Source organism: Phytohabitans houttuyneae, assembly GCF_011764425.1.
Taxonomy (GTDB): domain Bacteria; phylum Actinomycetota; class Actinomycetes; order Mycobacteriales; family Micromonosporaceae; genus Phytohabitans; species Phytohabitans houttuyneae.
On sequence record NZ_BLPF01000001.1, the window covers coordinates 3,815,985 to 3,840,938 of the forward strand.

Annotated in this window: 34 protein-coding genes, 12 tRNA genes and 1 pseudogene; 9 read left to right on the top strand and 38 right to left on the bottom strand. The window is 70.5% G+C overall.

The annotated features are described in order from the left end of the window. Nucleotides 1–28: 28 nt before the first annotated feature. Nucleotides 29–2,815 carry an AfsR/SARP family transcriptional regulator gene (locus Phou_RS17075; RefSeq protein ID WP_173056931.1) on the bottom strand — a complete coding sequence of 929 codons (2,787 nt, stop codon included), beginning with the start codon at nucleotides 2,813–2,815 and terminating at the stop codon, nucleotides 29–31. Between the two features lie 255 nt (nucleotides 2,816–3,070). On the opposite strand from Phou_RS17075, the gene Phou_RS17080 reads away from it, so the two are divergent. From Phou_RS17080 to Phou_RS17090, 3 genes are all read left to right on the top strand, one after another. Continuing rightward, a complete protein-coding gene (locus Phou_RS17080; protein WP_173056932.1) occupies nucleotides 3,071–3,841 on the top strand; it encodes a S1 family peptidase in 771 nt (256 codons plus the stop codon). Between the two features lie 87 nt (nucleotides 3,842–3,928). After that, entirely contained in the window at nucleotides 3,929–4,555 is a 627-nt protein-coding gene (locus Phou_RS17085) for a biliverdin-producing heme oxygenase (RefSeq protein ID WP_173056933.1), read from the top strand. Further along, nucleotides 4,552–4,860, top strand: coding sequence for a DUF2470 domain-containing protein (locus Phou_RS17090; protein ID WP_246273596.1), 309 nt, complete (start codon nucleotides 4,552–4,554; stop codon nucleotides 4,858–4,860). Before Phou_RS17085 ends, Phou_RS17090 begins: the two co-directional genes overlap by 4 nt. A 13-nt stretch (nucleotides 4,861–4,873) precedes the next feature. Here Phou_RS17090 and Phou_RS17095 read toward each other — a convergent pair whose 3' ends face one another. From Phou_RS17095 to Phou_RS52710, 3 genes and pseudogenes are all read right to left on the bottom strand, one after another. Beyond that, a complete protein-coding gene (locus tag Phou_RS17095) occupies nucleotides 4,874–5,416 on the bottom strand; it encodes a hypothetical protein (RefSeq protein WP_173056934.1) in 543 nt (180 codons plus the stop codon). A gap of 130 nt (nucleotides 5,417–5,546) precedes the next feature. Further along, entirely contained in the window at nucleotides 5,547–5,834 is a 288-nt protein-coding gene (locus Phou_RS17100) for a response regulator transcription factor (protein WP_173056935.1), read from the bottom strand. A 1,997-nt stretch (nucleotides 5,835–7,831) separates the two neighbouring features. Next, nucleotides 7,832–8,284: pseudogene (locus tag Phou_RS52710) on the bottom strand (ATP-binding protein); the annotation flags it as partial. Between the two features lie 153 nt (nucleotides 8,285–8,437). Between Phou_RS52710 and Phou_RS17105 the strand changes: the two are divergent. Then, nucleotides 8,438–8,905 (top strand): DoxX family membrane protein, encoded by a 468-nt coding sequence (locus Phou_RS17105; protein WP_173056936.1) that lies wholly within the window; start codon nucleotides 8,438–8,440, stop codon nucleotides 8,903–8,905. Nucleotides 8,906–8,980: 75 nt separating this feature from the next. Continuing rightward, nucleotides 8,981–9,056, top strand: a tRNA-Lys gene (locus Phou_RS17110). A 137-nt stretch (nucleotides 9,057–9,193) separates the two neighbouring features. Here Phou_RS17110 and Phou_RS17115 read toward each other — a convergent pair. From Phou_RS17115 to Phou_RS17135, 5 genes are all read right to left on the bottom strand, one after another. Continuing rightward, nucleotides 9,194–9,808 carry a hypothetical protein gene (locus Phou_RS17115; RefSeq protein ID WP_173056937.1) on the bottom strand — a complete coding sequence of 205 codons (615 nt, stop codon included), beginning with the start codon at nucleotides 9,806–9,808 and terminating at the stop codon, nucleotides 9,194–9,196. Between the two features lie 216 nt (nucleotides 9,809–10,024). Next, nucleotides 10,025–10,717, bottom strand: coding sequence for a hypothetical protein (locus tag Phou_RS17120; protein WP_173056938.1), 693 nt, complete (start codon nucleotides 10,715–10,717; stop codon nucleotides 10,025–10,027). A 323-nt stretch (nucleotides 10,718–11,040) separates the two neighbouring features. Beyond that, nucleotides 11,041–11,385, bottom strand: coding sequence for a hypothetical protein (locus Phou_RS17125; RefSeq protein WP_173056939.1), 345 nt, complete (start codon nucleotides 11,383–11,385; stop codon nucleotides 11,041–11,043). An 84-nt stretch (nucleotides 11,386–11,469) separates the two neighbouring features. Beyond that, on the bottom strand, nucleotides 11,470–11,898 hold the full coding sequence (locus tag Phou_RS17130) for a winged helix-turn-helix domain-containing protein (protein ID WP_173056940.1): 429 nt from the start codon (nucleotides 11,896–11,898) through the stop codon (nucleotides 11,470–11,472). Nucleotides 11,899–12,162: 264 nt separating this feature from the next. Next, a complete protein-coding gene (locus Phou_RS17135; protein ID WP_173056941.1) occupies nucleotides 12,163–12,447 on the bottom strand; it encodes a hypothetical protein in 285 nt (94 codons plus the stop codon). Nucleotides 12,448–12,496: 49 nt separating this feature from the next. Between Phou_RS17135 and Phou_RS17140 the strand changes: the two genes are divergently transcribed. After that, nucleotides 12,497–12,664, top strand: coding sequence for a hypothetical protein (locus tag Phou_RS17140; protein ID WP_173056942.1), 168 nt, complete (start codon nucleotides 12,497–12,499; stop codon nucleotides 12,662–12,664). 194 nt (nucleotides 12,665–12,858) lie between these two features. Here Phou_RS17140 and Phou_RS17145 read toward each other — a convergent pair whose 3' ends face one another. Genes Phou_RS17145 through Phou_RS17190 form a run of 10 tightly spaced genes read right to left on the bottom strand, consistent with a single transcriptional unit; the run spans nucleotide 12,859 to nucleotide 19,147 of the window. Next, nucleotides 12,859–13,152, bottom strand: coding sequence for a hypothetical protein (locus Phou_RS17145; RefSeq protein ID WP_173056943.1), 294 nt, complete (start codon nucleotides 13,150–13,152; stop codon nucleotides 12,859–12,861). Next, nucleotides 13,110–13,790 (bottom strand): nucleotidyltransferase domain-containing protein, encoded by a 681-nt coding sequence (locus tag Phou_RS17150; RefSeq protein WP_173056944.1) that lies wholly within the window; start codon nucleotides 13,788–13,790, stop codon nucleotides 13,110–13,112. Before Phou_RS17150 ends, Phou_RS17145 begins: the two co-directional genes overlap by 43 nt. A gap of 2 nt (nucleotides 13,791–13,792) precedes the next feature. Continuing rightward, a complete protein-coding gene (locus Phou_RS17155) occupies nucleotides 13,793–14,227 on the bottom strand; it encodes a phosphatase domain-containing protein (RefSeq protein WP_173056945.1) in 435 nt (144 codons plus the stop codon). After that, nucleotides 14,224–14,613: a hypothetical protein gene (locus Phou_RS17160; RefSeq protein WP_173056946.1), complete on the bottom strand. Its 390-nt coding sequence runs from the start codon at nucleotides 14,611–14,613 to the stop codon at nucleotides 14,224–14,226. The genes Phou_RS17155 and Phou_RS17160 overlap by 4 nt, the downstream gene beginning before the upstream one ends. Then, nucleotides 14,600–15,178 (bottom strand): hypothetical protein, encoded by a 579-nt coding sequence (locus tag Phou_RS17165; protein ID WP_173056947.1) that lies wholly within the window; start codon nucleotides 15,176–15,178, stop codon nucleotides 14,600–14,602. Before Phou_RS17165 ends, Phou_RS17160 begins: the two co-directional genes overlap by 14 nt. After that, the gene (locus Phou_RS17170; RefSeq protein WP_173056948.1) at nucleotides 15,175–16,860 is read right to left on the bottom strand and encodes an ATP-binding protein; all 1,686 of its coding nucleotides are present in this window, start codon (nucleotides 16,858–16,860) and stop codon (nucleotides 15,175–15,177) included. Before Phou_RS17170 ends, Phou_RS17165 begins: the two co-directional genes overlap by 4 nt. Before the next feature lie 2 nt (nucleotides 16,861–16,862). Beyond that, on the bottom strand, nucleotides 16,863–17,792 hold the full coding sequence (locus Phou_RS17175) for a hypothetical protein (protein ID WP_173056949.1): 930 nt from the start codon (nucleotides 17,790–17,792) through the stop codon (nucleotides 16,863–16,865). Continuing rightward, a complete protein-coding gene (locus Phou_RS17180) occupies nucleotides 17,789–18,277 on the bottom strand; it encodes a hypothetical protein (RefSeq protein ID WP_173056950.1) in 489 nt (162 codons plus the stop codon). The genes Phou_RS17175 and Phou_RS17180 overlap by 4 nt, the downstream gene beginning before the upstream one ends. A gap of 3 nt (nucleotides 18,278–18,280) precedes the next feature. After that, nucleotides 18,281–18,625 carry a hypothetical protein gene (locus Phou_RS17185; protein ID WP_173056951.1) on the bottom strand — a complete coding sequence of 115 codons (345 nt, stop codon included), beginning with the start codon at nucleotides 18,623–18,625 and terminating at the stop codon, nucleotides 18,281–18,283. Between the two features lie 9 nt (nucleotides 18,626–18,634). Further along, nucleotides 18,635–19,147 (bottom strand): hypothetical protein, encoded by a 513-nt coding sequence (locus Phou_RS17190; RefSeq protein WP_173056952.1) that lies wholly within the window; start codon nucleotides 19,145–19,147, stop codon nucleotides 18,635–18,637. 144 nt (nucleotides 19,148–19,291) lie between these two features. Between Phou_RS17190 and Phou_RS17195 the strand changes: the two genes are divergently transcribed. Genes Phou_RS17195 through Phou_RS17205 form a run of 3 tightly spaced genes read left to right on the top strand, consistent with a single transcriptional unit; the run spans nucleotide 19,292 to nucleotide 20,051 of the window. After that, nucleotides 19,292–19,558, top strand: a complete 267-nt coding sequence (locus Phou_RS17195; protein WP_173056953.1) for a hypothetical protein — start codon at nucleotides 19,292–19,294, stop codon at nucleotides 19,556–19,558. A gap of 9 nt (nucleotides 19,559–19,567) precedes the next feature. Continuing rightward, nucleotides 19,568–19,822, top strand: a complete 255-nt coding sequence (locus Phou_RS17200; protein WP_173056954.1) for a hypothetical protein — start codon at nucleotides 19,568–19,570, stop codon at nucleotides 19,820–19,822. Between the two features lie 28 nt (nucleotides 19,823–19,850). Next, the gene (locus Phou_RS17205) at nucleotides 19,851–20,051 is read left to right on the top strand and encodes a hypothetical protein (protein WP_173056955.1); all 201 of its coding nucleotides are present in this window, start codon (nucleotides 19,851–19,853) and stop codon (nucleotides 20,049–20,051) included. Nucleotides 20,052–20,058: 7 nt separating this feature from the next. Here the strand turns inward: Phou_RS17205 and Phou_RS17210 are convergent, their stop codons facing one another. From Phou_RS17210 to Phou_RS17295, 19 genes are all read right to left on the bottom strand, one after another. Then, nucleotides 20,059–20,604: a hypothetical protein gene (locus Phou_RS17210; RefSeq protein WP_173056956.1), complete on the bottom strand. Its 546-nt coding sequence runs from the start codon at nucleotides 20,602–20,604 to the stop codon at nucleotides 20,059–20,061. Between the two features lie 386 nt (nucleotides 20,605–20,990). After that, the gene (locus tag Phou_RS17215; protein WP_173056957.1) at nucleotides 20,991–21,260 is read right to left on the bottom strand and encodes a hypothetical protein; all 270 of its coding nucleotides are present in this window, start codon (nucleotides 21,258–21,260) and stop codon (nucleotides 20,991–20,993) included. 136 nt (nucleotides 21,261–21,396) lie between these two features. Continuing rightward, on the bottom strand, nucleotides 21,397–21,531 hold the full coding sequence (locus tag Phou_RS54460) for a hypothetical protein (protein ID WP_281365037.1): 135 nt from the start codon (nucleotides 21,529–21,531) through the stop codon (nucleotides 21,397–21,399). Between the two features lie 472 nt (nucleotides 21,532–22,003). After that, entirely contained in the window at nucleotides 22,004–22,330 is a 327-nt protein-coding gene (locus tag Phou_RS17220) for a hypothetical protein (RefSeq protein ID WP_173056958.1), read from the bottom strand. A gap of 5 nt (nucleotides 22,331–22,335) precedes the next feature. After that, the gene (locus tag Phou_RS17225) at nucleotides 22,336–22,668 is read right to left on the bottom strand and encodes a hypothetical protein (RefSeq protein ID WP_173056959.1); all 333 of its coding nucleotides are present in this window, start codon (nucleotides 22,666–22,668) and stop codon (nucleotides 22,336–22,338) included. Between the two features lie 104 nt (nucleotides 22,669–22,772). Next, the gene (locus tag Phou_RS17230; RefSeq protein WP_173056960.1) at nucleotides 22,773–23,081 is read right to left on the bottom strand and encodes a hypothetical protein; all 309 of its coding nucleotides are present in this window, start codon (nucleotides 23,079–23,081) and stop codon (nucleotides 22,773–22,775) included. Then, nucleotides 23,081–23,269 carry a hypothetical protein gene (locus Phou_RS17235; protein ID WP_173056961.1) on the bottom strand — a complete coding sequence of 63 codons (189 nt, stop codon included), beginning with the start codon at nucleotides 23,267–23,269 and terminating at the stop codon, nucleotides 23,081–23,083. Before Phou_RS17235 ends, Phou_RS17230 begins: the two co-directional genes overlap by 1 nt. A 41-nt stretch (nucleotides 23,270–23,310) precedes the next feature. Further along, on the bottom strand, nucleotides 23,311–23,850 hold the full coding sequence (locus Phou_RS17240) for a hypothetical protein (protein WP_173056962.1): 540 nt from the start codon (nucleotides 23,848–23,850) through the stop codon (nucleotides 23,311–23,313). Between the two features lie 219 nt (nucleotides 23,851–24,069). Continuing rightward, a tRNA-Arg gene (locus Phou_RS17245) sits at nucleotides 24,070–24,142 on the bottom strand. 4 nt (nucleotides 24,143–24,146) lie between these two features. After that, nucleotides 24,147–24,228 (bottom strand) — tRNA-Tyr (locus Phou_RS17250). A 1-nt stretch (nucleotide 24,229) separates the two neighbouring features. Next, nucleotides 24,230–24,304, bottom strand: a tRNA-His gene (locus Phou_RS17255). Nucleotides 24,305–24,306: 2 nt separating this feature from the next. After that, nucleotides 24,307–24,378, bottom strand: a tRNA-Val gene (locus tag Phou_RS17260). Between the two features lie 12 nt (nucleotides 24,379–24,390). After that, nucleotides 24,391–24,464: transfer RNA gene (locus Phou_RS17265), tRNA-Ile, on the bottom strand. A 4-nt stretch (nucleotides 24,465–24,468) separates the two neighbouring features. Continuing rightward, nucleotides 24,469–24,550 (bottom strand) — tRNA-Ser (locus tag Phou_RS17270). A gap of 1 nt (nucleotide 24,551) precedes the next feature. Continuing rightward, a tRNA-Asn gene (locus tag Phou_RS17275) sits at nucleotides 24,552–24,642 on the bottom strand. Between the two features lie 5 nt (nucleotides 24,643–24,647). Next, nucleotides 24,648–24,721 (bottom strand) — tRNA-Glu (locus tag Phou_RS17280). Nucleotide 24,722: 1 nt separating this feature from the next. Continuing rightward, nucleotides 24,723–24,798: transfer RNA gene (locus Phou_RS17285), tRNA-Val, on the bottom strand. 2 nt (nucleotides 24,799–24,800) lie between these two features. Continuing rightward, nucleotides 24,801–24,876 (bottom strand) — tRNA-Met (locus tag Phou_RS17290). Nucleotide 24,877: 1 nt separating this feature from the next. After that, nucleotides 24,878–24,949: transfer RNA gene (locus tag Phou_RS17295), tRNA-Lys, on the bottom strand. Nucleotides 24,950–24,954 lie beyond the last annotated feature (5 nt).

Here is a 24,954-nt window from a genome sequence, read left to right on the forward strand (position 1 = left end):
AACCCATCTCAAGATTTTTTTGGTCCCTTCAGGCGACCGCCGTGTGCAGGGCTTTTATGGCCATTCGCACCTCCAGGACGCGCGGGTCGTCGTACTCCTTGAGCGTCACGAGGGCCGCCTCCCAGAAGTGCCGGGCCAGCCCGCCGTGGCCGGCCTGGTGCAGGGTGCCGCCCACGTCGACCACGACAAGCGCCTCGAACCGGCGGTTGCCCTGGCGTCGGTACATGGCGATGGCCTCGCGGAACGCGCGCAGTGCGAGCCGCGGCCGCCCCAGTGCCGCGTACGCCCGACCCAGGTGGTGCCGGTTGATCGCCTCGCTGTTGGCCTCGCCGAGCTTGGTGTTGATCTCGCCGGCCTCCAGGTGGCACTCGATGGCCGCGTCGTACCGGCCGGCCGCGTAGAGGGCCACGCCGAGGTTGTCCAGGTTCAGGGCGCGGCCGCGCTCGTAGCCGAGGGACTCGCACATCTCGAGCGCGCGGCTGGCGTACCGGCGGGCGGTCAGGTGATCACCCCGCTCGCCGTAGATGGTGCTGAGGTTGCCCCACAACATCGCCTCGCCGCGCACGTGCCCGGAGCTGCGAAACCGGTCGAGCGCGCCGCGGAAGTGCCGGATCGCGGTGTCGAGGTCGCCCTTGAGCAGGCACATGTACCCGAGGCCGTTGAGCACGTACCCCTCGCCGGTGCGCTCACCCGCCGCGCTGGCCGCGCCGAGCACCCACTCGTGAAACTCGATCGCGTCCTGCCACGGGATGCGCCGCTCGAAGAACGTGGTCATCGACGTCAGCGTCCGCCACGCGTGTCCGCCGAAGCCGTTGGCGTCCGCCCAGCGGATCACGGCGCGCAGGTTGTCGTACTCCCGCTCGAACCAGGCCACCGCGGCGGCCGCGCCGTCGAACGCGGGCGGCTCGACCTGCGGCTCGTAGGGCGTCAGGTAGTCGCGCCGGCGGTGCGGCAGCAGCGCGCTGTCGGCGGCGACCGCCGCGTGCAGGTACCAGTCGACGAGCCGGCGCGCCGCGTCGAGCCGCGCTCCCGGCACCTCGTCGCGGCGGGCCTGCTCGTTCGCGTACCAGCGGACCAGGTCGTGCAGCTCGTACCGGCGCGGCCGGCGCTGCTGGAGGAGGTGCACCGCGACAAGCTGGTCCAGCGCCTGCTCGGCCGCGCGCTGCGGCACGCCGGCCAGTGCGGCCGCGGCGTCGGCGGTGAAGTCGCCGGCCGGGTGCAGGCCCAGCCGGCGGAACATCGCCGCCGCGTCCGGGGTCAGCGCCCGGTACGACCAGGACAGCGCCACCCACAGGTCGGTGTGCGGGTCGCCCTCTCCGTCGCCGAAGACGTCGAGCCGGTTTCGCTCGTCCATCAGCGCCTGCACGACTTCGGTCAGCCCGCCGGCACGCTGTGCCCGCTCGGCCACGATCGCGAGCGCCAGCGGCAGCCCGTCACAGAACTCGACAAGCCGCTCGGCCGCATCCCGCTCGACCGCCATCCGCGCCCGGCCGAAGGCGGCGCCGAGCAGTGCGAGCGCCTCGTGCGGCGGCAGCGGCCCCAGCGTGACCCGGTGGGCACCGTCCCGAATGGACAGCCCACGGAGCTGGTTGCGGCTGGTGACCACGACCAGGCTGTCGGCGCCGGGCAGCAGCGGGCGCACCTGCTCGGCGTCGCGGGCGTTGTCGAGCAGCAACAGCACGCGCCGGCCGGCGAGCGTGCTGCGCAGCAGGGCGGCCCGCTCGTCCCCGCCGGGCGGGATCATGTCGGCGCGCACGCCAAGGCCGCGCAGCAGCGTCTCGGCGGCCGCCGCCGGCGTCATCGGCTCGCCCGGCCCGTACCCCCGGAGGTTGAGGTGGAGCTGGAGGTCGGGGTACGCGTCGGCGACCTTGTGCGCCCAGTGCACCGCGAGCGTGGTCTTGCCGATGCCAGGCGCGCCGTCGATCGCGACGATGTGGGTGACCCGCCGCTCGTTGCGCGCGATCGTGGACATCAGCCGGTGCAGCTGCGCGAGCTCGGCACGGCTGCTGAAGTTGGCGATGTCGTGCGGCAGCTGGCGGGTGGCCACGCTGTCGGCCGCCGGCTCGGCGAGGGCGGGCGCGCTGCCGTCGAGCAGCACGCGGCGGTGGGTCTGCTGGAGCGCGTCGCTCGGCTCGATGCCCAGCTCGTCGGTGAGCACCCCGCGCACCTCCTGGTACGCGTCGAGTGCCTCGGCCCGGCGCCCGCAGCGGTGCAGCGCCTCGATGAGCCGCAGCCACAGCGACTCGCGCGTGGGGTACGAGCGGACGAGGTCGCGCAGCTCGGCGACGAGGCCACCCGGGCTGTGCATGCGCATCTCCAGGTCGATGCGGCGCTCGGTGGCGCTGAACCACTCGTCGCCGAGGCGAGGCACCACCTCGCGGTCGAGCCACGTCGACTCCATGCTCATGAACGGGCGGCCGCGCCAGAGCGCGAGCGCCTCGCGCAGCAGGTCCAGCTCGCGCTCGGCCGTCTCCGCCGCCGCGGCCCGCCGCAGCAGCTCACGAAACCGCCACACGTCGATCCGCTCCGCCGCCACGGCGAGCCGGTAGCCGCCGGGCGCGGTCTCGATGACGTCGTGCCCGAGCAGGCGCCGCAGCCGGGCGATGTACGTGTGGACGGTGGCCCGCACCCGGGCCGGCATACGCTCCGGCCACACCTGCTCGGCCAGCACGTCGGTGGGCACCGAGCGGCCCACCGAGACAAGCAGCGAGGCCAGCAGCAGTCGCATGCGACCGGCCGGTATCACCACCGGACCGCTGGCGTCGGTGACCTCCCACGGCCCCAGCACCTCAAACCGAACGTCGCCCCTGCTCATCGTCTCCCCCAAGATGACGCCGCACCCGGCCGGTAGACGCTCGTGACCGGAGTGGCGTTGCAGGCTCTGCACGTATCGATAGGCAGCCTCCCGAAAGAGTCAAACACGGGAGTCAGACACAAACGCACATACAGGTGTGGAGTGGTTCCCAAAAACGCAAACCTGTTTCGCAATACCGCAACGCGCACCCTTCCGCGGACCCGTACCGGCGTGCGCAGGGCTGCGCGGACCGGACTCTCGCGGTTAGATCGGCCGATGTGGACTAGAAGGCTCACGGCGGTACTCGGCGCGGTCACCCTGGCCCTCGCCGCGCACGCCGCACCAGCCAACGCGATCGCCAACGGCGAGGAGGTGCCGATCGGCAAGTACCGCTTCTCGGTCAAGCTGACGATGACCGGGATACCGACCGCGGACGGCGGGCGCCGCAACAGCGCCTGCTCGGGCTCGCTGATCTCGCCCGAGTGGATCCTCACCGCCGGGCACTGCTTCCGCGACGCCAACGGGGTACGGGTGGAGCGGCCGGTTGCCGACCTCACCACCGCGACGGTTGGCCGGACCGACCTCTCGGGCACCGGTGGCTACGTCGCCACCGTGATCGCGGTACGGCAATCCCCCACCAACGACGTGGCGCTGGCGAAGATCGACCGGCAGATCACCGACATCCGGCCGCTGTGGCTGCCCCGCGTCGCCCCGAAGGTCGGCGACGTGCTGCGGCTCACCGGCTACGGCTCGATCACCAGCCAGAACCCCACGCCGTCGACCCGCCTGCGCACCGGCCACCTCCAGGTCACGACCGTCAACGCCACCACCCTCGGGATGACCGGCTACGCGCCGCAGCGGGACACCACCCCGTGCCCGTACGACTCGGGTGGTCCGTTCTTCGTCGAACGCGTCCACGGGCGGCCGGAGGTGGTGGCCGTCGTCAGCAGCGGACCGAGCTGCCCCCACGTCCTGGACGAGACGACCGCGCGGATCGACGTCATCGTGCCCTGGATCCAGAGCGTGGTCAGGTACCAGATGCCCTGATCCGGCGGATCATCCGTTCAGTGGATCACTCGTGTCCGGCCGGAGCTTAGGCTTACCTAAGTCTCCGGCCGGCGAAGGGGTGTGCCCGTGGGGTTCGCGTCGAGGGTGCGTGCGATCACCCGCTCCGACCACGCCGCCGCGCAGGGCATGGCCTACTTCGACGCGCTGCTCAGCGGCCGCCTCGACCGCGCCGGGTACACGGCTCTCACCGCTCAGCTCTTCTTCGTGTACGAGACCCTCGAGGAAGCCGCCGGCGAGATGCGCGGCGACCCGGTCGCGGGTGCGTTCGTCGCCGAGGAGCTGGACCGCCTCCCCGCGCTGGTGGCTGACCTCACCTACCTCGTCGGACCCGACTGGCCGGCGCACGTCTCGGCGAGCGCGGCCACGTCCGAGTACCGGGCCCGGCTCCGCGAGGTGGCGTTCACCTGGCCGGCCGGCTTCGTGGCCCACCACTACACGCGGTACCTCGGTGACCTGTCCGGCGGCCAGCTGATGCGCCGCGCCCTGCAGCGCGAGTACGGCCTGGACGGCCCCGGCACCCGCTTCTACGAGTTTCCCGGGCTTGAGCCGCACGCGTTCAAGCAGCACTACCGGCACCTGCTCGACACGGCGCCGTGGGACGCGGTGGAGCAGGACCGCTTCCTGGACGAGGTGTCGCTGGCGTACCGGCTCAACACGGCCATGCTCGACGACCTCGGTAAGGTGTTCGCGTGACATCGCCGTTCACCCCGGACGTCATCGAGGCGATCCAGCGCCACATGAATGGCGACCACGGCGACGACTGCCGGGTGATCGTGCAGGGCCTCGGCGGGCAGCCGGGCGCCACCTCCGCCGCGATGTCCGGCATGGACGCCGACGGCATGGACTTTCTCGCCACTGTGGACGGTGCGGAGCTGCCGGTGCGGGTCCCGTTCACCCAGCGGCTCACCGAGCGGCGCCAGGTGCGGGCCGAGGCCGCCCGGATGTACCGCGAAGCGTGCGCCAGCCTCGGCATCGAGCCGCGGGCCGACGCACGCTGATCGCGTCCCTCTGTCACGCGGTGGGCAGGCGCTCGGCCGCGTAGCCGACCACCCGGCAGATCTCGAAGCGGTCCGGGCCGGTGAGCAGCGCCGGGTCCTCGCCGGGCAGCAGCTCGGTCGACATGACCGCCTGACCGATCGCCTCCAGCGCGGGCATGCTGGTCGCCAGCGTGACGATGGCGGCCTTCGCCTCGTCCGGGTCGAAGAGCACGAGCGTGCGCACCCGGCCGGGCAGGTCGCGGGTGGCCGGCAGGATCCGCTCCCGGCTGGACCACCGGGCCGCTTCGAGCCGTGCCGCGCTGAGCGGGCCGTCGAAGTAGATGACCGTGGCCGCCTCCGGTCGCTCGCCGGCAGCGACGCCGGGCCAGTCCTCCTCCACCTCGTACACATCGTCGCTGTGAAGCGTGACCGGCCGCGGACCGCGTGCCGCCGCGGACCGCTCCGAGGCGAGCACGGCGTCCTGCCTGGTCTGCCACAACGTCACCATCGCGCCCCAGCCGATGCCGAGCTGCTCCATCAGGAACATGCCGGCGAAGCCGGGGTGCCCTGCGATCATTTCTGTCACCTGTGTCCGGAGGGCCTCGGTGTCCGGGCCGCTCGGGACGTCTCGTGTGGTCTGCAGTCGTGCGTACATGTCCACACGGTGCGCCTTTCGCCGCCCGGTGAAATCAGTGGAGGCACGTACATCAGGTACGTAGTCCGTGCTTGAGTGCCCACGCCGCCACCTGCGTACGGTTGCTCAGCCCGAGCTTGGTGAGCAGGTTGCGCACGTGCGTCTCGACGGTCCGCTCGGAGAGCACGAGCTTCTCCGCGATGGCCCGGTTGGCGAGGCCGTCGGCGACGAGGCGGGCGATCTCGCGCTCGCGGCGGGTGAGCGCGGCGGGTACGCCCCGGTGCCGGCCAGCTCGGCGATGAGCGCGGTCGAGGCTGCCAGCAGCGGCGCCATGCCGAGGCGGCGGGCGGTGTGCGCGCACTGCTCGGCCAGCTCCGCGCCGCGCGGGCGGTCGCCGGGCCCGTCCCGCGCCACCAGCGCGCGGGCGAGGTCGAGGCGGACCCCGGCCAGCGCGCCGGGTGCGCCGGACCGCTGCTCCAACGCCTCGGCCTCGGTCAGGTGCCGCACGGCCGCGCCCCGGTCACCGCGCGTCGCGGCGAGCCGGCCGAGGACCCCGGCGACCGAGCCGAGGTATCCGTTGGTCGCGGCGATGTAATAGCCGGCGTACGGCAGAAGCGCCTGGTAGCACGCCTCGGCGACCTCCACGTCGCCGAGCCCTGCCGCCACCTCCGCGACCAGCCCGACCGTTGGCAGCCAGCGGGTGTCCATCGGCAGGTCGGGCAGCAGGATCCGCAGCCGGTCGAGGTGCGCCCGGGCCTGTTCCGTGTCGCCCGCCGCGAGGCAGTAGACGCCGTGCACCGCCATCACGATCGGAACCGGGAGGCGGCCGAACTCGCTCACGCCCGGCTCGTACTCCCCGAACCGCCCGGTCTGCCGGAGCACGTCGACGATGAACGCGTAGAACAGGCCCGGCGCGGTCGGGTCCTGAAGCGCTTCGGCGACCTCCAGCGAAGCGCGGGCGAGGCGCTCCGCCTCGGGAAAGTCGCCGGCCGCTATCGCTCGCGTGGCCTTGGTGCGCAGCAGGTGCCAGCGGGCCAGCGGCCAGCCGAGCCGGTCGACAAGCCCGGCGAGCGCGGCGATCTCCGCGTCGACCGCCGCCAGCCCGCTGACCTGGAAGGCGGCGTCGATCCGCCACAGCTGCCCCCACAGCGGCGCCTCCGGACGGCCGGGCACGGCGCCGAGGTCGCGCAGGAGGGAACCGAGCTTGAGCCGCTCGGTCACGCCCTCCGGCGCCGACGCGAGGCGGTGCCGCGCGTGCGCGGCGTCGACCAGCGCGGCCGGGTCGCCACTGCGCTCGGCCATCGCGCCGGCCCGCCGGCTGAGCGCGTCGGCGGCCTCCACCTGGCCGTACTCGGCGAGCGCCATCGCGTGCTGCGCGAGCACCCGGGCGTGCGTGGCGCTCTCCTCGTCGCCGATCAGCGCCCGCGCCCGGCCGCACAGCGCGGCGATTGTCTCGTTCGGCGGGCCGTCGATGCCGCGCACGACAAGCGCCGCCCGCGCCACAAGGTACGTCCGGCCGGCCTCCTCCGCCAGGTCCGCCGCGGCCGCGCAGTGCGCGAGCGCCTCGGTCACCTGCCCGTCCGCGTACGCGGCGTCCGCGAGTTCCAGCAGCAGCTCCGCGCGTTCGAGGCCGCCGTCGGCGAGGTCCACCGCCCGCGCGTACCAGTGCGCGGCGTCCGCGAAGGCGAGCGCCCGATCCGCGGTCGCGGCCGCCGCCCGGCAGGCATCGATGGCGGTACGGCGACTCGCCGCGTCCACCGCCGCCCGCAGCCGGTGCCGCGCCAGCTCACCCGCGTGGGCTCCCTTGCTCGCGTCCAGGGCGGCGGCGATCCGCCGGTGCCAGTCGATCCGCTCGGCGCGGGGCAGCTCGTCGTACCGCGCCTGGCGTACCAGCGCGTGGGCGAACCGCAGCCGGCCCGGCACCTCCGGATCGTCGACGATCACGCCCGCCGCTATCGCCTCCGCGAGTGGGTCTCCCACGTCACTGCCGGCCGCCTCGGCCAGGATCGAGACGTCGAACTCCTCGCCCATCGCGCTCGCGGCGCCCAGCAGCGCGCGGCAGCCGGGGCTGAGCCGCTCCAGCCGGTACCCGGCCATCGCCCGCACGTGCGCCGGTACCGGCAGCTCCGTCGCCGGCTCGGCGAGCCGACCTTCCTGGGCCAGCACCCGGGCCAGCTCGCGCACGAAGAGCGGGTTGCCGCCGCTGACCCGGTGCACGTACGCCGGCCAGGTCTCGTGCGCACCCGCCAGCCACGCGGCCACGTCCGCCTCGGCCAGTGGCCCGAGCGGCAGCGCGTGCGCGGGCAGGGCGGCCAGCGGCGCGGTCACCTCGCGGGCGGTACCCAGCACCAGCACCCGCGCGCCGGCCAACTCCCCGCACGCGTGGCGCAGCAGCCGCAGCGAAGCGTCGTCGGCCCAGTGCAGGTCGTCGAGCGCGATCACCAGCCCGTCCGGCTCGGCGGCCGCGAGCAGCGCGCGTACCGCCCGCTCGACCGCCAGAAACCGCTCCGCCGCGGGTGGCCCGTCACCCACCTCCAGCAGCGCGGGCGAGAGCCCGAGGTACCGACCCTGCTCCAGCACCCGCAGCCACGGCCAGAACGCCGGCGCCCCCTCGTCGGCCACCGCCCGCCCGGCCAGCACCGGCACACCGGCCGCCGCCGCACCCTCGGTCACCCGCGCGGCCAGCGCCGACTTTCCGATCCCGGCCTCGCCGTGCAGCAACACGAACGCGCCCCGCCCACCGTCCGCCGCCGCCCGCAGCCGCGACAGCTCGGCCAGCTCCCGGTCGCGGCCCACCAGACGGCTGTTCACGGACGTATTCTGCGCCGCCGCCGGACGTACGCCCGGCAGGACGGGCTACGCAGGCCGCCGTACCCCCATTGCCCGCACTCGACGGACGCCCCAAGGCCCTGTTCCCGCGAGTCTGAACACATCGAAGAACAGCCAAACGAACGGGAGCAGGCCATGACTGTCACGACCCCTCCGATGTCCCTCGTCGAGGCCCGCGCACGCCTCACGAGGTGGTTGGCCAAACACAGCATCGACCTGCTCCGCGTCAGCTTGGGCATGGTCTTCCTCGGCTTCGGCGCCCTGAAGTTCTTCCCAGGCGCCAGCCCGGCCGAGGACCTTGTCGCCCGCACCCTCGACACCCTGTCCCTGGGCATCGTCTCCGGCCGCTGGGCGGTGCTGATGACCGCGGTGGCGGAGTGCTTCATCGGGCTCACCCTGGTCAGCGGCCGGTTTCTCCGCGCCGGCCTGCTGGTCCTGGCCGCCTCCCTGGTCGGCATCATGTCCCCGCTGGTCCTCTTCTTCGGCGACATGTTTCCCGGCACGCCCACGCTGGAAGCCCAGTACGTCTTCAAGGACATAGTCCTGGCCACGGGCGGCTTGGTGGTGGCAGCCAAGGCGCTGGGCGCCCGGCTGGTGCCCTAGGTCGGCGGCACGCAAGAAGGTGGAGGCTCCACCCCTGCGGGGGTGGGGCCCGCCTCCGGTAACCTGGTTGATCGCGGGCCGCTAGCTCAATTGGCAGAGCTGAGGACTTTTAATCCTTAGGTTCGGGGTTCGAGTCCCCGGCGGCCCACCAGCACAAACGCATGATCCTCGCCGGGACTTGGTTGCAGTGGGGCACATGCGGGGCACATCGACACGCCGGCCAGGCGTGAAAGAGGGCCCGATGGACGCCGTCGCAGACGCCCGCCGAGCCCTCGTTGACCTGCTGCGCTACTGCCGGCCGCGTGGTTGGAGCGGGGTTACGGAGCCGCTGCGCGAGCCGACGGCCGCGAGCTCCCGCTCGGTGTCCAGCAGCGCCTGCACGTCGCTCAGCCGGCCGTCGAGCCGAGCGTCGAACTCCCGCACGACGGTCGCCGCCTCGTCCCGGAACCGGGCGAGGAGGTCGCCGGCGCAGCGGCCGAGGGCGCCTGCGATCGCGTCGACCTGTCCGTCGTGGACGGCGGCGACGGAGGCGTACAGGACGTTGGGCTGCGGCCGGTGGGGTGGGGCGACGACGTCGAGGGTGGGTTCGCTGGCGTCGCGTTGCTGGCGCAGGTCGTCGATCGCAGCCAGGACGAGCATCTGCCATTCGGTGTCGCGTTCGCGGCGGTTCTGGTTACTCGCGGCGACGAACGTGATGACGGTGCCGCAGCCCAACCCGGTGAGCATGATCGAGTTGAGGTAGCGGGGTAACACGCTGGTGTCCCCATCGGACAGCCAGGCAACGCCGAACGCCCACACCACCCAGCCCGCCCCGAGGACGACTGTGAGGCTGTACCAGTGGTTCCACCAGCTGCGGTGGTGGCGTGGGGCGATGGTCGTGGTCGGTGTGTCCGACACCGTCATGGGGGCCTCCTTGGACAGTCTTTTCCTGCGGTGTCCGCCTCGGGCGGCTGCGGCCCCGACCCGGGTGTGAAGGCGATCACATACGACTATCACGCACGCTGCGTAATCGGTGGATCTTCCACCGTTCCGGCGCGTCGGGTCGCCCATGGGGGTGAAAAGCGCTGTGGCCCGGTCGGTGGGTCCTCCGCCCACCACCGACCAGGCCACGCCCGCGCGCTACGGCCGCGGTTTGAGCGGCCAGCCGACCACGGTGCCGCGACCGTTCAGGGCAGGCTGGGTTTCCGCCAGTTTCTCGACGTCTGCCAGGCAGCCGTCGACGTGCTCGTCAAACTTTCGGATCAGCCCATCGACGTGCGCGGTGAACCGGTCCATGGCTCGGTCCACCGCGGCGTCCATGCGCGCGCTGCCGTGCACCGGGGCAACCCCGATCGTGTGCTGTGGCGGCGGTAGCTGGTAGACGATCGGCTTGGTGGCATCTGGGTCGTCGTCCGGGCGCACCCCGAGCCGGTCCTGGATTCTGCCCATGCGGCCGGCGACCTCGCGGGTTGGTTCGGCGATCTGCTCCTTGATCTCCTCGCGGACGGCGTCCCGAAGCACCTGCAGGCACCAGGTTTGAGAGTCCGCGACGATGGCTCTGAACTTGGCCAGGATCGTTTCGATGAGCTGCTTGACCGCCGCGCTGGTCGACAGGGTGATCAGCGTCCAAAGGAGCAGGATCGAGGCGGCGTTGATGGCGATGATGACGGCGTTGTCGCCGACGTTCTCGCGGTTGGCGGCGCCGATGACGACGCCGACGCCGAGTCCGCCGAGAAGGGCGCAGATGGTGGCGGCGGCGCGCCGGCGGCGGTCGCGCGGGTCTTCGGCGGGTTCAACGGTCGCTGTGGTTGGGGCTGTGGCTGGGCTGTTCATGGCCGGCCACCTGTGTGGACGCACTTGTGGTGCGCCGGATGGGCGGGGGTGGGGTTGAGGATGGTTGCCGGTGAGGGTCGGCGGTGGGTCACTTTTGTCCCCCAACTGGGTTGACGGTCGTGGGTAGGTCGCCGAATCCCCTTCGGCGACGCGTGCCGCAACGTTGCCGTAACGGTGAGTTGATCGCGATCGACAAACGTTCTTTCCCGGTGTGGGCCGTTCGGGTGGCTGCACCAAGGTGTCGATCATCCGTTTGGCCAGCGGAAACACACTGAGTGGCCAGTCAGGATGTGCGCGGGAAGCCGACAGATCGATCGTGATCGTCAGCGTTTCCGGCGGGGTCCGCCCTCGACGAAGACGATCCACGGCGGCAGATGCTCCGGCGAGGGGAGCAGGACGGCGTCGACCTCGCCGCGTTTGTGCCGCTCAACAGCATTGGCGAAGCCGTCGCCGGCGTGGCTGTCGTGCTCGACTTCGACTGCGATCAGGCCGGGTGTGCGTTGGACGTGGTCGCGGGTTTTGTCGAGGGCGGCGGACATTCCGGTGCCGTCAGCGATGACGATCACTGCACGTTTTTCCTGGCCGGCTGGGGGTTGGTCGAGGGCTGGTTGGTGGGCGGGGTGGTCTGGGGGCATGGGGGCGCTCCCTCGATCGTTTACCTTGGTCAACGATCTCCTGTGACCCAGGTCACCCATACGGCCCAGGGCTTCCGTGAGCCTGTCTCATCGGCATACGCGAAACCGGACAGAACCTCACTCGGAAGTGGTGTGCACCTCGAACCGGTCACCCGGCAACGCGTGCGGCAGATCGTCCTCCGCGCCCTCCGGCGGAATCACCACGATCATGTGAACGCCCTCCGGGACCCGCCCCCACTGCGCGACATCCGACTCCTCCGGCGGCCGCACCTGGATGACCGAGCCCGGCGGCGCGTAATACGCCTCCAGCGGCGGACGCTCCCTCACCACCATCCCCCAGCCCCTCACGAAGTCGACGAGCCCGCGGGCGCGCAGCACGGCCATCGCCTGCCGCACCGTCCACCGCGACAGGTCGTACGTCTGTCGGAGGGCCACCTCAGACGGTAGCCGCTGACCAGGGCCGAGGGTGCCGTCCTGGATCTGGCGGCGAATGAGGGCAGCCAGCTCTTTGTACCCGGTGACGGGTGGCTGGCCGGGGACGATCACGCAGGGAGGCTACGACCCCGTTCGATCATGGCCGGACAGCCGGACGTCCGGCCCAATTTTGGGCGCCCGGCCTGATTCCCTGCAGTGGGAACGCCCGCCGGGGCGGCAGAGCTTGGACGCGCGCGGTGGGTAGGGTTTGTGCAGCACAACGGCACAACCCTGGGGATCTCCCACCATGATCCAGATTTGTTGGCGGACGTACCGCCGGGCATTTGCTGCCCTTCTCGCCTGCTCCGGCTCTCTCATCGTCGCCGTCGCGACCGGCTACGCCCTGGCGCAGGCCGACCCGGTGCCGCCCGCGTCCGCGGTCACGCCGGCGCCCTCCGGGACTGGGCAGCTCGGCCGCGCACCCGCTGTGACCGTGTCGCCGACACCCGACCGGTCGAGGTGGACACCGCCGCCCGCGGAGCGTCCGAAGCCGCGCCACACCACCCGCACCCGGCCCGCGCCGACCGGCAGCCCCGCCGCGCCTCCGCAGTCGCCCACACCGTCACCGGAGCCGACCCCAACCGACGTCCCGGCAAGCCCGCCGCCGTCGCCGACGTTCACCGCCGACTAGCGTGAGCGCTGCCGCAACAGCCGGCGCTACTCTCGTGACATGGACAGAGTGTCCCCAAATGATGACGATGTGTTGACCGACCTCCCCACCCTGGAGAGCCTCACCGAGATACCCGACGGCCCGTGGCGGGACATCGTCCGCGCGGTGGTCGAACGTCGGACCGGTGAGGACGACAGCGTGACGGCGTTCCAGTCGGCCATCGGCTAGGCCCGCCGGTACACCCACGGCGGACCTGACCCGGCGACTGGTTCGAGCTCGAAGTGTTGCCCGGCCACGTCGACGCCGGCCGGCGGCAGGCCGTCGTCGTCCAACTCCACGGTCACCTCTGAGCCCGGGGCTGCCCGTCCTCGAGCGGGATGTCGACCACCTCGGCCATGCCCTGATCATGGGCGTTTGGCAGGTCAGGCCGCAGGCGTTTCGGCCAGTCCCTGGCGGACGTGCCACGACTCCCGCTCTCGATCGGCCAGCTCGGCCGTGACGCCCGCTAACAGAGCCAGCGTCAGGCGCCCGGACTGCGACGGCGGCGCGGCGCCCCTCGGGCCACAGGTGTCGAACGTGCCGGCGGCGAGATGCCCGGCCACAGCGTCGAGGCCGTCGAGTAGGTTGCTACGGATCGTGCGGAGAGCGGCTGTGGATGCGCCCTCGAAGCCGGTCACGTCGAGGCCAGGAACGCGCGCCGGACGCTCAGCAGCCACGCCTCGATGGTGGCCTTGTCTGGCTCGGCGGGCAGCGGGGAGGTGGCGGCGTCGAACTTCGCCTCGGCCTCCGCGAGCGCGGCCCGCGCCAAGTCCGGGTCAGTGGCGACGCGCTCACCGAAGTCGAGGTAGCGCTGCGGATCCTCGACACGGATCGGCAGGTGACCGGTCGTGTAGAGCGCGTATCCCTGATCGAGGAGGCGGAGCAGGTGGCGTCCGTGTTTGGCCTGGCGCTTGCGCATCTTCGACTGGAACTGCCCGGTCTCCAGCAGCCGCTTCAACTGGGAGACGGCGTACCCGAAGTAGGCGTCCCGGCAGCGCTTCGCTGATGTGAACGCCATTCGGATGTCAACGAGGTCGTCGCCCAGCGCGGTGCGGATCTCGTACGACTCCAACCAAAGGATCTCCGAGAGGGTTGGGTTTCCGCCCATCATGAGCGTGCAGGCTTTGAGCGCCTCGTGGAACGTGGAGTCGCCCGGCTCGTGGTGGACCACGGTGGCCTGCTTGCCCATCGGCGGGTTCAGGCCATGGAACGCGACCGTCGGGGCGGCGAAGATCCCGATCCGGTCCACGTCGGAGTCGGGGCCCGCGAGCCCGTAGGCGGTGCTCCCCACGATGCCCGACAGGAGTACATGCATGATCAGAACCTCCCTTCGGCGACCTGGAAGCAGGTCAACCCCATCTGACGCCACTGCTGTACGACACCCTCGCGGTCGTCGACCACGAAGGCCACCTCATATCGGCCGTCGACGTGCGCCTCGTACAGTTCCTTCTTCACGACCGTGTCGGGCCGGTTGTCCTTGTGGGCCCGCATGTGCAGTTCGTCAAACTGGACGCCCTGCGCGGCGAGCCACATCTCCGTCTGCCACCGGCACACCTCGTCACGGCCCGACATTACGATCAGCTTGTAGCGGCCGGACTCGGCGACCAGGCGGCCCAACTCGATTACCGCGGTGTTCGGCAGGTCTTCGCCGACGCGGTCCCAGTCGAATGGCGAACGCACGTCTGGGCCGTCGCCGCGGAGGGCGAGCGTGCCGTCGATATCGAAGAGCACGGCACGGGGCAGGGCGGTCAACGGGTCTCCTCGTTTGTGGTCAGCACGCGGGTCGGGTCGGCTCCGCGCTTCACAGCGCCGGGCCAGTCGAGCCACTGCTCGGCGTGCACATCCCACCAGCGGCGGTGGTAGCGCCGGTCTGGGTCGTTGTGGCCTTCGGCGTCGTCGCGGCGGAAGACGCGGACGTTGGTGCCGCCCGGCTCGGTTCCGGCCAGCCAGGTCCCGTCGCCGGGCTCGTCGGGCACCTCGGTCAGCACGACGTCGGCGATGTCGTCTTCGCGCACCCACGCCTGGTATTGGTCGGTCTTGGAGAACAGCTCGACCAAGGCGCCGACGCCGTCGATGTAGCGGACCACGGTGCCGCGCACGAGGACCTCGTCGCCGACCATCGGCTCACGGCGTGCCATCAGAAACCTCCACTGCAGGCGCTGTCAGAGCGCACTCGGTCAGGAACTCGTCGATCTGCCGCAGATGCCGGCGACACAACCCGGTCTGCGGTGACGGCGCGACGATCAGCGTCGGCTGGGCGGAGGTGATCCGGGTCCGGACGGCGTTCGGCAGGCTCCACACGTCGGAGGCGTCATCGTCGGTCCACAGCAGCGGCCGCCGCTCCTCCTCAACGACGCGCAGGGCGGCGCCGATCTTCCACCACTGCTCGGTTTCCGCCCGCAGGAACAGGTGCCATTCCGGAGCCTCCGCCACCGGGAACGACGGCAGATCCAGCAGCTCTTCGAGGGAGCGTGCCCACTGCTGCCACGTGGTGTGCCAGCGGATCTCCGCCCTGCCCCGTGCGTGCACCTGACGGATGAACTCGGCCACCGGCTTCGCGGCGAGGATCGGCCACGACCGCCCACCGTCCCGCGCCCGGCCGGCGACCCAGTCGACGAGAGGCCACACGTTCCGGTCCGGCTGCTTCGTCGCGGCGTTGATGACCCCGTCGATGTCGAGCAGCCACACAGGGAGGGCCCTCACTGGATGGCCTCCATGAATTCGTTGGACGCGGCCCAGCCGGCGATCAGGTCGAGGGACCGCAGCCGGCCGAGGGCGTTCGACAGCGACGAGGAGCTAGCCGAGTAGCCGGTCCGGGCGGCGACCTCATCGCGGGGCAGGGCTTCCGGCCACGCAGCGACGAGCACGTCGAGGACCGCGCGTTCGGCCTTGCCGAGCCGGCCAGCCCACACCTCGTACAGTGCCTGCCCGGTCGGCAGCGCCTCGAAGTCGTGGAAGTCGGTGGCTGCGTTAAGGCCTGCGTCGGTGGCCTGGATCGGCTCGCCGCCCTTCGTCACCAAGCCCTGCGAGCGGAGTGTCCCGAGGGCGTTCGAGAGCGACGACGACTTCACGCTGTACCCGGTCAGCAGGGCCAACTGGACGCGGGTGCGGCCGGCCGGGTGCTGGGCGAGGACGGTCAGGATGGCGCGTTCGGCGCGGCCAAGCTTCGCCTCCTGCGGGCCACTAGCGACGGTTGCTGCCTTCACCGGACGCGCGGGCGAGGCTGGTGGAGCGGCAATCGGTGTGGGCGCAGCGCGGGGCAAAGGCTCTGTCCGGACCGGCGCGGGCCGGGAAACGACCGCGGCGATCGGCTCCATCGCGGCCGTCAACGTTCGTAGCGCCTCGGCCAGGCGAACGTGGTCGTCCAAGCTGAGCGCGGGCACCTCGACGGTGCGGACCTCGGCGCGGACGGTTTCGAGCTCGGCTCGCAGCGTTGCCACCTCGCCGCGCAGGCGCGCGACCTCTGCCGTGTCCGTCTGGCGGTCGGCTGTTGGAGCCGGTTCGGCGAGACGTTTCCGGAGGTCGTCCAGGTCCACATCGGCGAGCACGCGCGGCGGGACGACGATCTGGCCGGGCTTCGGAGTCGCCGACGAGTCGAACGTCCACCGCCGGCGCACCTGGATCTTCTTCAGAACGCCGAGCCACCCCGGCGACCACACCCACGCCGTTCCCACCGGCAGCGACGCGAGGGAGTCGCGCACCTTCGCGGCTTCGCCTTCCTCGGCGTGTAGGTTCACCCACTCGTTGATGGCCGCTACGTCGCGGACGCCGGTCATCCGCAGTGCGATCAGCACCTCGGACTGGGTGAGGATGTCTTTGTGCAGCGACGCTGGGCGCTGTGTGATCGATGTACACCCGAGGCCGCGGGCGCGGCCGCGGCGGACGATGTCCTCGTAGGCGCCGACCAGGCGGGCAGTGTCGGCGCCTCCGCGCTGCGGGGCGAACAGGTCCGCCTCGTCGACCACCAGGTGCAGCGGGTTCCGGTTGCGGAAGTACAGGCGCTCCATGAAGTCGCAGACGAGTTTCCTGCCCTTGGTCTTGGACAGGTGAGACAGGTCGAGGACCGCAGGGATCCGTTCGCCGATGATGAGGTCGGCGATGGCCGCGCCAGCGTCTGCCGGCAGAGGCAGGTCAGCGTGGTCTCCGCCGAAGATGACGACCGGCAGGCCGGGGCCTTCGCCGTCGGCGGACGAGCGGAGGCCGAACCAAACCCCGACCGGGTCGATGACACAGACGGGCTGCCCGGTGGCGACCATCTCCTCGACCATCACCGAGGCGGTGAACGTCTTGCCGGCGCCGCGCTTCGCCAAGATCGCAAAGGTCTCGACGACCGCCTCGATCGGCAGCGTGAGGTTGTCGGCGATGGCCAGCCCTGGCGTCTGCACGGTCAGACCGCCGCCTCGGCCATGCGCCTCAGCACCCGCAGCATCCAGTGGACCTGGTCGATCGGCTGGCCCGGCATCACCGGCTGTTGAACGGCGGCATGGTCGGAGCTGTTCGGGGCGATCTGGCCAACCCAGTCGCTGTACTGCTTGCGCAGTGTCCGATGCTCCGGCACCCGCAGCAGTTGGTGGCTGCTGCCGGGCTGCGACCAGATCGTGTCCGTGCGGCCCTTGCCGTAGCCGGTGGCGGCGTCCCGCAGGTCAGTCGCCAGGTGCCAGGCCTCGCTCTCCTGCCATGCCACCAGCCGCCGGCCGACGAGCCGGTCGGTGATCTCGGCGGCGACCTCGACGATCGGTCGGCCCGCGGGCGGCAGGTCCCGCTTACGGGTCGGTGCCTCCTGCGGGTGAAGCAGATAGTCGGCCTCGCCGATGCCGGAGATCGGCAGGATCGCGACGTCCACCACCGCCTCCCGCTTCCGCGTCATCGTCGGCGGTTGGCGGACTGCGACGGTTCGGACCTTGAACAGCACGGCGGTGGGGTCCGCCAGGACGTGTTCCGCCCACTGCCGCGCGTGGTCCCGCCAGCCCGGTCGGGCCTCAAGCAGTTGCAGGATGCGGCGGATCCGGCCACACGGCACGCACCGCCGGCCACCGCTCGGGAGTGCCGGAAGTGCGTCGATGTCGTACCGCCCGCACTCGCCACACAGGTGGGCGTCCTCCTGGGCGACGACCGCGGCGCGCTGGCGGGCGTTGAGCGGCGGCAGCAGTTCTGCGTCGTCGATCCGGTACAGGTCGGCGTGCTTGTTGCCGTGGTACAGCAAACGCGCGACCGGCTTCTGCCGGGGTGCAGGCTGGCGGCGCAGCTGGCGCAGCCGGGTGACGCTGGCCAGGCCAGCCGGCACGCTTTGATGGGTGGGCAGGTCGGCCACCGTCATCGGCCCTCTCCGTTCATTGGGGCGGCGGTGGCCGCCACGAGCCGCTCCTCCAGCTCGGCGATCCGCTCGGCTGGCGTCTTCCCACCGCACCGCTGCACGGTGACCGCGTACCGGCCGAGCTCGTCGTGCTCCAGCGTGTAGGTGACGTAGTTTCCAGGGCCGCCGGAGTTCTCCAGGATCGCGATCATCCCGGCGCACATCGCCTTAATCGCGTCGTCGTCCTGCTCGCTGGCGGCAAGGAACGCATGGGCAAGCAGGTCGCCCGGCTCGTCCACACCGAGGGCTACCTCGCCGCGAGCCTGGGCCTGCCGCTCGACGGCCGGTGCGGCGGTCGCGTCGTGCCAGATGACCATGCCGCCGCGCTCTGGGTCGTTCCCGAGCGACAGGGTGTGCTCCGGGTAGGCGGATGCCATGCCCCGCATCGCGGCGAGGGCGTCGTCGAGGGTGATCCCGGGCGGGATGATCGCCACCGCGTTCTTGGCCATGTGTCAGCCCTCGCTTCCGCCGCGCTCGGCGGCGAGTCGCTCCAGCGTCCGCTCGATCTCCACGACCTCCGCGTTGACCGCCGCGACGTCGCGATGGGTCAGCAGGTCGGGGTGGCAGATCGCCAACTCGACGAGGTAGCGCAACGGGTTGAGCTGGGCCTCGGTGAGTTCGCGCTGGATGAGGCCGGCCTCGTGCAGGATTTTGCTCAGGTGGTCGTCGAACGCAGCGTATGCGTCGAGGCGCCGCACCAGGTCGAACTTGGCCAGGTCCTCCTCGCGAGCCTTCCACTCGTCGCCGTTCGCGAGCCGGACGATCAGCGTCGCCTCGACGGGCCGGTCGTAGGTCACGCCCATAGGTCAGCCCTCCACGAGCTGGTAGTCGGCGAGCAGGTGCTTGACGTAGATGAGCCCGGCGGCGCCCCCGGGCCAGTTCGGATGGGCGTTGGGCGGCACGTCGTTGTTTGCGGTCACCCGCACCTGCCAGCCCGTCACTGTGTTGCCGACGGAGGTGACTTTGACGAGCCGGCGGTGGCCGCCCGGCAGCCACGACACCGCGTGCATGTCCTGCCACACGGTGCCCGGCATCGGGAGCGGGTCGAAGCCGGCGGCCGCCAGCGCGCGCCGCAGCTCGTGCTGCTCCAGCACCTCCCGGCCGACGTCCGTCAGGCGCCAGCGTGGCAACTGGAACGACCGGTGCTGACCGGTGTCGTGTAGCTCGGCCCAGCCTGCGGCGGCCATTTCCGCGACACGCGCCGTAACCCGTGTGCCGCCGTCGATGTAGGAGTAGCCCACCGTGTCCCGGAATACCCGGCCGGCGCGGACGTCCGCGAGGAGGGCGAGCCGGGTAGGCGTCGGGTGCAGGTCGCTCATCCGACAGCCCTTCGCCCGCGCGGCCTCTCGGGCGCGATCGTCATCGTCTCGGGCATAGGTACCTCCAGTGGTCTACACAATCTGGTTAACCAGATTCTACGACGGCGGACGACAGTTTGGTTAACCAGATGAGAGACTGATCGAGTGACAGACGAGCGGAAGAGTCCGGACCGGCACGAAACCCGGTCCGGTGTGCTCGCCCGCCCCGATCCCGAGCTGCGCAAGGAGGCTCAGCGCACACTTGCGGAGCACGGCTGGACGATGAACCAGTTCCTCATCGCCTGCCTCGCCCTGGTCGTCGGCAACCCAGCGGCGATGCTGAAGAGCCTGGAGCGGTTCAAGCCGCCAGTGAAGAAGCCCGGCCCAAAGCCTGGTCGGAAAGCCGCCCGGAAGGGTCGGCCCACGCCGTAGATTCGGATCATGGCCGCATTCGATGTGAACAAGTGGTGGGCCGGGCTCAGCCAGCAGGACCGCGACCTGGCACTGCACTGGCGGCACGCCAATCCGCTACCCAACATCGTCATCGAGCGACTTAATCGCCACGGCGTCATGACCGGTTCGGGCTCCGGCAACGAACCGACGTCGAGGTGGGAGTGGGCAAGCGAGGTTCACGGGTTCCTGTGCGCCGAGGCGGGCGATACCGACATGGGAGGCTTCTGGGCTCCGGCCACCTAACCGGTCCATCCGGCGTACCGTCTGGATCATGGCCGAGTTCGACGTAGACGAGTGGTGGGCCGGACTCACCGACCAAGAACGCGAACTCGCCCAACGCCACCGCGACGACGACCCCTTGCACCCCGAAGTCGTCCGCCAACTCCACGCCGACGGCGTAACCGTCCAAACGTCACAGTGGTGGCATTGGACGCCCGAAGTCCGCGACTACCTCGCCGGAGGATGCGAGTAGTTGGCAGTCACCGGCGCCGAACACGCCGCGAGTGAACCCGGGTCCGCCTGGGAATTTGGCGACTCATGTCGTGCCAATGGCCGAAGTCGGGAGAACGGCCACATTCGCATGGGTCCTCGCCATCCGCCAACTTGAACTCAAGCGTGAGGCGGACATCCTTTATGTCGGGATCGAGTCCACGTTCGACTGCCCGCGCCCCACGACGACCTGTCGACGGTCGAATCACGGTGCCGAAGCCCTGTGGCGGCATCTCGACCTCCTCGGGCCGGGCTTGCTTGCCGTCGGTGAACACCGTTGTAGTTCTCACCACATAGCGCCGCCAGGTGAGGTTATGAAGCTCCAGCCAATAAGGCATGTCGGCGGGCGCGTGCTTGATCTCGTATCGAGGCGCCAGCTCCTCATGGCGGCGTGCGGCCTCGATTCGGGCCACGGTTTTGGCGGCTTCAGTCGATGCCTCCGCGGCTTGGGTCGCCTTTTCGCTGATCCAGAGCGCAACGCAGGCGGCTGCGGCGGATGCGACGGTGGCGATGCAAGCGAACGCCTCAATGACCACGAGATCAGCATGATCCGAGTTGGCGGACGTGGGTGGGCGTATCGAGAAGGATCGCAACCCAGCGACGCACAAAGGGCGGGCCTGGGTGTCATCCCGACAACCCGCCGCCCCTGAGGCTGGGTGCACGAGGCGGGATCCTCCGTGCCCATGGGCAAGGCATCTCGCCCTGGTGCGTGGTGGCCGGCTTGGGCCGCTGTAGCGGGTGGCACCGTTTCCAATGCCTGACAACCACCCATGCAACCCCTGATTCTACCGGGCATTCGCAGGTGTCGGTACCGCGAAAGGGTTACGCCGCAAGGGATAACGGCTCTTGCGCGTCAGCCTCCGTCGCAACCACCTCAGCGCCGTGATGGGTTGCGGGATTCATCCCGTCTCTATGCGGGGTTCTATCCGTCACGCCGGTCGGGGACCTGGTCGGTGCGGATGACGATCCAGCCCGCGTTGATCGAAGAGTCGCCGGTGCGGACGGAGGCGCTCGCGGAGACCGTGCTGTTGTCCATAGGGTCCGGGTGGTAGGCGGCCGGGAGTGGCTCCTCGTGCAGCCAGCCGGTTTCTCGGGCGCCGAACAGCGGCACACCGAACACGATGAGCGCCGCGGTGCCGGCGGTGATCTGCCGACCAACCCTGCAGCCGGGGCACTTCGGGTCGTAGGTCATGGCCATGAGTGTGCCGGTGGACGTTCACGCGGTGGGGGTGCACAAGGGTGTATAGGGGTGCATATTGCCGTCGTCTGAGCGTGCTGACCTGCGACGAGGATCACGAACGGTCATCTGGTGGAGCGCAGATCGTCGCTCACGTCGGTAGCGTATCGCCGTCCTTGGACGGCTTGATCTCGTACACGGTGGCGCCGTCGATCTCCCCGGCGGTGACCTTGTAGCCGACCTGCCGCGCCCACTCGACGTGATCGCCAGGCGGCGCGACGATCACGTCTGCCTCGCCGAGGTCGAGCTGGGTAAGTGCCTCCCGGAAGCCGGGGTCGGGTCCTAGTCGGTCATCCGGGGACGCTACCGCCGGGGTGTGACCTGCGCAAAGGTCGTGGACGGGTAGGGCGGTATCGCGCATGGTGAACCACTTATTCAGTCTCTTGTGGACAGAAATTCGCCGTGTCAGGCTGAGGGTGTCAGAGGGAAGCGGGCAACCGCTAAGCCTGGCAGGGGGCTGAGTCTCTGCCCCCACCCCGCTCCCGGGGGTGCTCACGAGACAGGGGGCTGGTCTCTGCTCCCGCCCTCACCAAGGGCGCTCACGAGGCGGGATCGGGAGGCATCCCAGCGGACGCGCGAAACGACTCGACACGATGCCGGAGGTAGCCGGCCGGGGATCCGCCCCGAGGCGAGGGCCACGACAGCGGGCAAGCGCGAGCGGCCAGGCGGCACCAACCGCCTCGGCCGCTCTCGCGCGTCTACGGGTAGTCCGCGACCCGGCAGGTCGCCAGGCTCAGCCAGCCGTGCTCCTCCGCCAGCTCGAGGTAGCGGTGCTCGTCGCCGGCGGCTTCCTCCCACAGCACCGTGGGCATGATCCGCGGGCGCTGCTTGCGCGGGTCTACAGGCTCCCGCACCGCGAGGACCTCGTCGACCAGGCGGGCATCGGCGAGGAACGGGGCGGCGGCCTCGACGGCGGCGCGGGCCAGCTGCTCGGGGTTGCAGCCGCCGGTACCGGTCAACGATTGTGTGATGGCGGCCGCGGCGACGTCGACGGCGGCGGCGCGGAGATCGTCAGCGAGGGACATGTGGATCAGCTTGGCGGCCTGCGGCGGTTGGTGGAAGAACCCCACCGAACGCCGATCAGCCACGGCGTCAGTTTGGGCAGCCGGCCGCGGAGCCGGGCGATCGTCATGTCCCAGTCCATGGTGATGGCCAAGAGGGCGAGAGCCGCGAGCGGGAGTTCCATCCACTGGCTGGTGGCGGCGGCGTAGGCGGCGACAGCGACTGCGGCGAGCGTGCACAAGGCGAGGAGTGCCAGCCCTGCGTGGACCCGGTCAGGGTCGTCGGCTTTCGTCAGGAGGCCCGAAACGACGAGGAGCGGTATCAGGGCCATCAGTGTGAGTGACAGGTAGATGCCGGTCATTCGCGGACGATACGCACGACGCCGGTCCGGGAGAGATCCACGGTTCGGTCAGGATCAGCGTTAACGGCACCCATACGGGTGACGGGTTGGCGACACCGCCGCGGTCACCGTTGCCGACGCTCTCGCTCCAGTGCCTCCATGGTCGCCTCCGCGACTGCGACTCCGACCGACGGTTCACGCGCGTCCGGCACGTCAAGCCAGGCCGGCGGATGTACCGCTTCCTCTGCCGCGATCATCGCCCGGTCTCGGGTGTCGCCCAGCCACCCTCTCTCCATGATGGGTTCGGCTGCTGCCGCGCCTTGCTGAAAGACGACTGGGAACAGGCCCTCCTGCCCGTCGACCTCGGTCCAGGCGACGATCCGCGCGACCCGATCTGGGGATGTGGCGATCCACAGCGGGTACGGCTGGGGCATCACGCGGCGGCCTCCGTCGAATGGCTGCCGGGCCACACCAGCGTCACCCGGACGATCGGGTCCCCCTCGGCTGCGATCTTCTTCCGCCGGGCTGTATCGCGGGCGGCCCGGAGAACGGTGTCGGGAGACTGCCGCACCCGCCACCACGGCACGGTGATCGTCACCTCGTCAGCACCCTCAGTGCTCATAGATCCATGGTGGCGTATGGGTCCGACAAAGTCGATCGGGATCACTCCGACAGCGGCTTCACTGGCACGTACATCTGCCCATCCGCCCGGTTACGCCAATACCGCCGCCCGGCGTTCCGACACAGCATGCAACCCACCACCTGCGGCTCGCCGGGCCTTGGCGCCCAGGCGCCGCCCTGACCGCAGCACGTGGGCGTTGGCGGCGGCGACGGCCGCCACGCCTCGCCGCGGCTCTGCCGCCGCTGCTGCTCATCCCACCAACCCACCGGATTGCCGCCGTCCGGGGGAAGAGACGCGCGTACGTCGAAACCTTCGGGACACAGCACGCGAAGCGCGGAATCCACTGCGCCGGCTGGCTCCACCCGCAACTCAAGCTGCTTGCCCTCGCTGTTGCCGTCACGATGCCGGGAAATGCGCCAAAGGGCCGCAGCCTGGATCGGTGTCAGAGGTCCCTCGATGACGAACTCGCGGCGGCGCGTGGTGATCTGCGCACCGGCCGCACGCAGGTATGCGCTCACGGTCCGCAGGTCCTCGACGCCGGGCACGGTGACGAAGATCCGCGGGAGGGTAGCGTCGGTCATGGGGTCATCGTGCACGGCCGGTCCGACATACCGACGCTGACCAGCGTCGCGAGCCCGGGTGACGATCCCGGCAGGCCGCCGTTATGAGCAGCGGCTGGACCCAACGTCCGCCCGCGAAGGGCTCCGCAGTGGATGGCATCGAGGCGAAGCCGGGACTCGAACCCGTATCACGCGTTTTGCAGGCGCGGCGCCCACCCAGAACGATCACTTCGCCGTGCGTGCCCCCGGACCGATTCGAACGGCCGGCCTTCAGGTTCGGAACCTGGTGCTCTATCCGCTGAGCTACGAGGGCATCGTGCGCGTCCCTGGACTCGAACCAGGCATGCACGAGGGCAACGGTTTTACAGACCGCCGGGCGACCAGCCGCCCACGACGCGCTTGGGGTGACGGACGGGAGTTGAACCCGCAACCACTGGGGCCACATCCCAGCGCTCCACCGTTGAGCTACCGTCACAGTGCCCGCGGAGGGTGTCGAACCCCCGGCCTCCTGGGTGTGGACCAGGCGCTCTTCCGTTGAGCTACACAGGCATCCGCACGACGTGCGCCGCGCGAGAGTTGAACTCGCCACAGTCCGCTTATAAGACGGCTCCCACCGACCGGATGGGCTGCGGCGCGAAGCGGAGGGAGCGGGATTCGAACCCGCGAGGGTGTGACCCCTACGCCGTTTCCAGCGGCGTGTCCGTGACCAGCCGGCCCCTCCATGGCTCTGGCGGCAGGACTCGAACCTGCAGAAGGCTTGCGCCCGCCGGATTAACAGTCCGGACCGCTACCAAGATTACGGTTTACGCCAGAACGGGTAGCGTCGACGGGGTTCGAACCCGCACCATCCGGATTGAAAGTCCGGCGACCTGACCGGTTAGTCGACGACGCCATGGTGTTCCGACCTGGGATCGAACCAGGGGCCTCCGCCGTGTCGAGGCGGTGCTCTGCCATCTGAGCTTCCGGAACGGGAGCGAGGGCCGGATACGAACCGACGAGCTCGGGCTTATGAGGCCCGCGGGAACGGCCGAACTTCCCCACCTCGCAGTGCCGCCGAAGGGAATCGAACCCCCGCAATCCGCATTAAAAGTACGGAGCCCGGCCATCAGGCGCCGGCGGCATGAA

What these genes read in the sequence shown, in the direction of transcription:
- Phou_RS17075 (WP_173056931.1), bottom strand. Translation starts at nt 2,815, where the DNA reads ATGAGCAGGGGCGACGTTCGGTTTGAGGTGCTGGGGCCGTGGGAGGTC.
- Phou_RS17080 (WP_173056932.1), top strand. Translation starts at nt 3,071, where the DNA reads ATGTGGACTAGAAGGCTCACGGCGGTACTCGGCGCGGTCACCCTGGCC.
- Phou_RS17095 (WP_173056934.1), bottom strand. Translation starts at nt 5,416, where the DNA reads ATGATCGCAGGGCACCCCGGCTTCGCCGGCATGTTCCTGATGGAGCAG.
- Phou_RS17105 (WP_173056936.1), top strand. Translation starts at nt 8,438, where the DNA reads ATGACTGTCACGACCCCTCCGATGTCCCTCGTCGAGGCCCGCGCACGC.
- Phou_RS17115 (WP_173056937.1), bottom strand. Translation starts at nt 9,808, where the DNA reads ATGACGGTGTCGGACACACCGACCACGACCATCGCCCCACGCCACCAC.
- Phou_RS17120 (WP_173056938.1), bottom strand. Translation starts at nt 10,717, where the DNA reads ATGAACAGCCCAGCCACAGCCCCAACCACAGCGACCGTTGAACCCGCC.
- Phou_RS17140 (WP_173056942.1), top strand. Translation starts at nt 12,497, where the DNA reads ATGGACAGAGTGTCCCCAAATGATGACGATGTGTTGACCGACCTCCCC.
- Phou_RS17150 (WP_173056944.1), bottom strand. Translation starts at nt 13,790, where the DNA reads ATGCATGTACTCCTGTCGGGCATCGTGGGGAGCACCGCCTACGGGCTC.
- Phou_RS17160 (WP_173056946.1), bottom strand. Translation starts at nt 14,613, where the DNA reads ATGGCACGCCGTGAGCCGATGGTCGGCGACGAGGTCCTCGTGCGCGGC.
- Phou_RS17175 (WP_173056949.1), bottom strand. Translation starts at nt 17,792, where the DNA reads ATGACGGTGGCCGACCTGCCCACCCATCAAAGCGTGCCGGCTGGCCTG.
- Phou_RS17180 (WP_173056950.1), bottom strand. Translation starts at nt 18,277, where the DNA reads ATGGCCAAGAACGCGGTGGCGATCATCCCGCCCGGGATCACCCTCGAC.
- Phou_RS17190 (WP_173056952.1), bottom strand. Translation starts at nt 19,147, where the DNA reads ATGAGCGACCTGCACCCGACGCCTACCCGGCTCGCCCTCCTCGCGGAC.
- Phou_RS17200 (WP_173056954.1), top strand. Translation starts at nt 19,568, where the DNA reads ATGGCCGCATTCGATGTGAACAAGTGGTGGGCCGGGCTCAGCCAGCAG.
- Phou_RS17205 (WP_173056955.1), top strand. Translation starts at nt 19,851, where the DNA reads ATGGCCGAGTTCGACGTAGACGAGTGGTGGGCCGGACTCACCGACCAA.
- Phou_RS17215 (WP_173056957.1), bottom strand. Translation starts at nt 21,260, where the DNA reads ATGACCTACGACCCGAAGTGCCCCGGCTGCAGGGTTGGTCGGCAGATC.
- Phou_RS17220 (WP_173056958.1), bottom strand. Translation starts at nt 22,330, where the DNA reads ATGTCCCTCGCTGACGATCTCCGCGCCGCCGCCGTCGACGTCGCCGCG.
- Phou_RS17225 (WP_173056959.1), bottom strand. Translation starts at nt 22,668, where the DNA reads ATGACCGGCATCTACCTGTCACTCACACTGATGGCCCTGATACCGCTC.
- Phou_RS17230 (WP_173056960.1), bottom strand. Translation starts at nt 23,081, where the DNA reads ATGCCCCAGCCGTACCCGCTGTGGATCGCCACATCCCCAGATCGGGTC.
- Phou_RS17235 (WP_173056961.1), bottom strand. Translation starts at nt 23,269, where the DNA reads ATGAGCACTGAGGGTGCTGACGAGGTGACGATCACCGTGCCGTGGTGG.
- Phou_RS17240 (WP_173056962.1), bottom strand. Translation starts at nt 23,850, where the DNA reads ATGACCGACGCTACCCTCCCGCGGATCTTCGTCACCGTGCCCGGCGTC.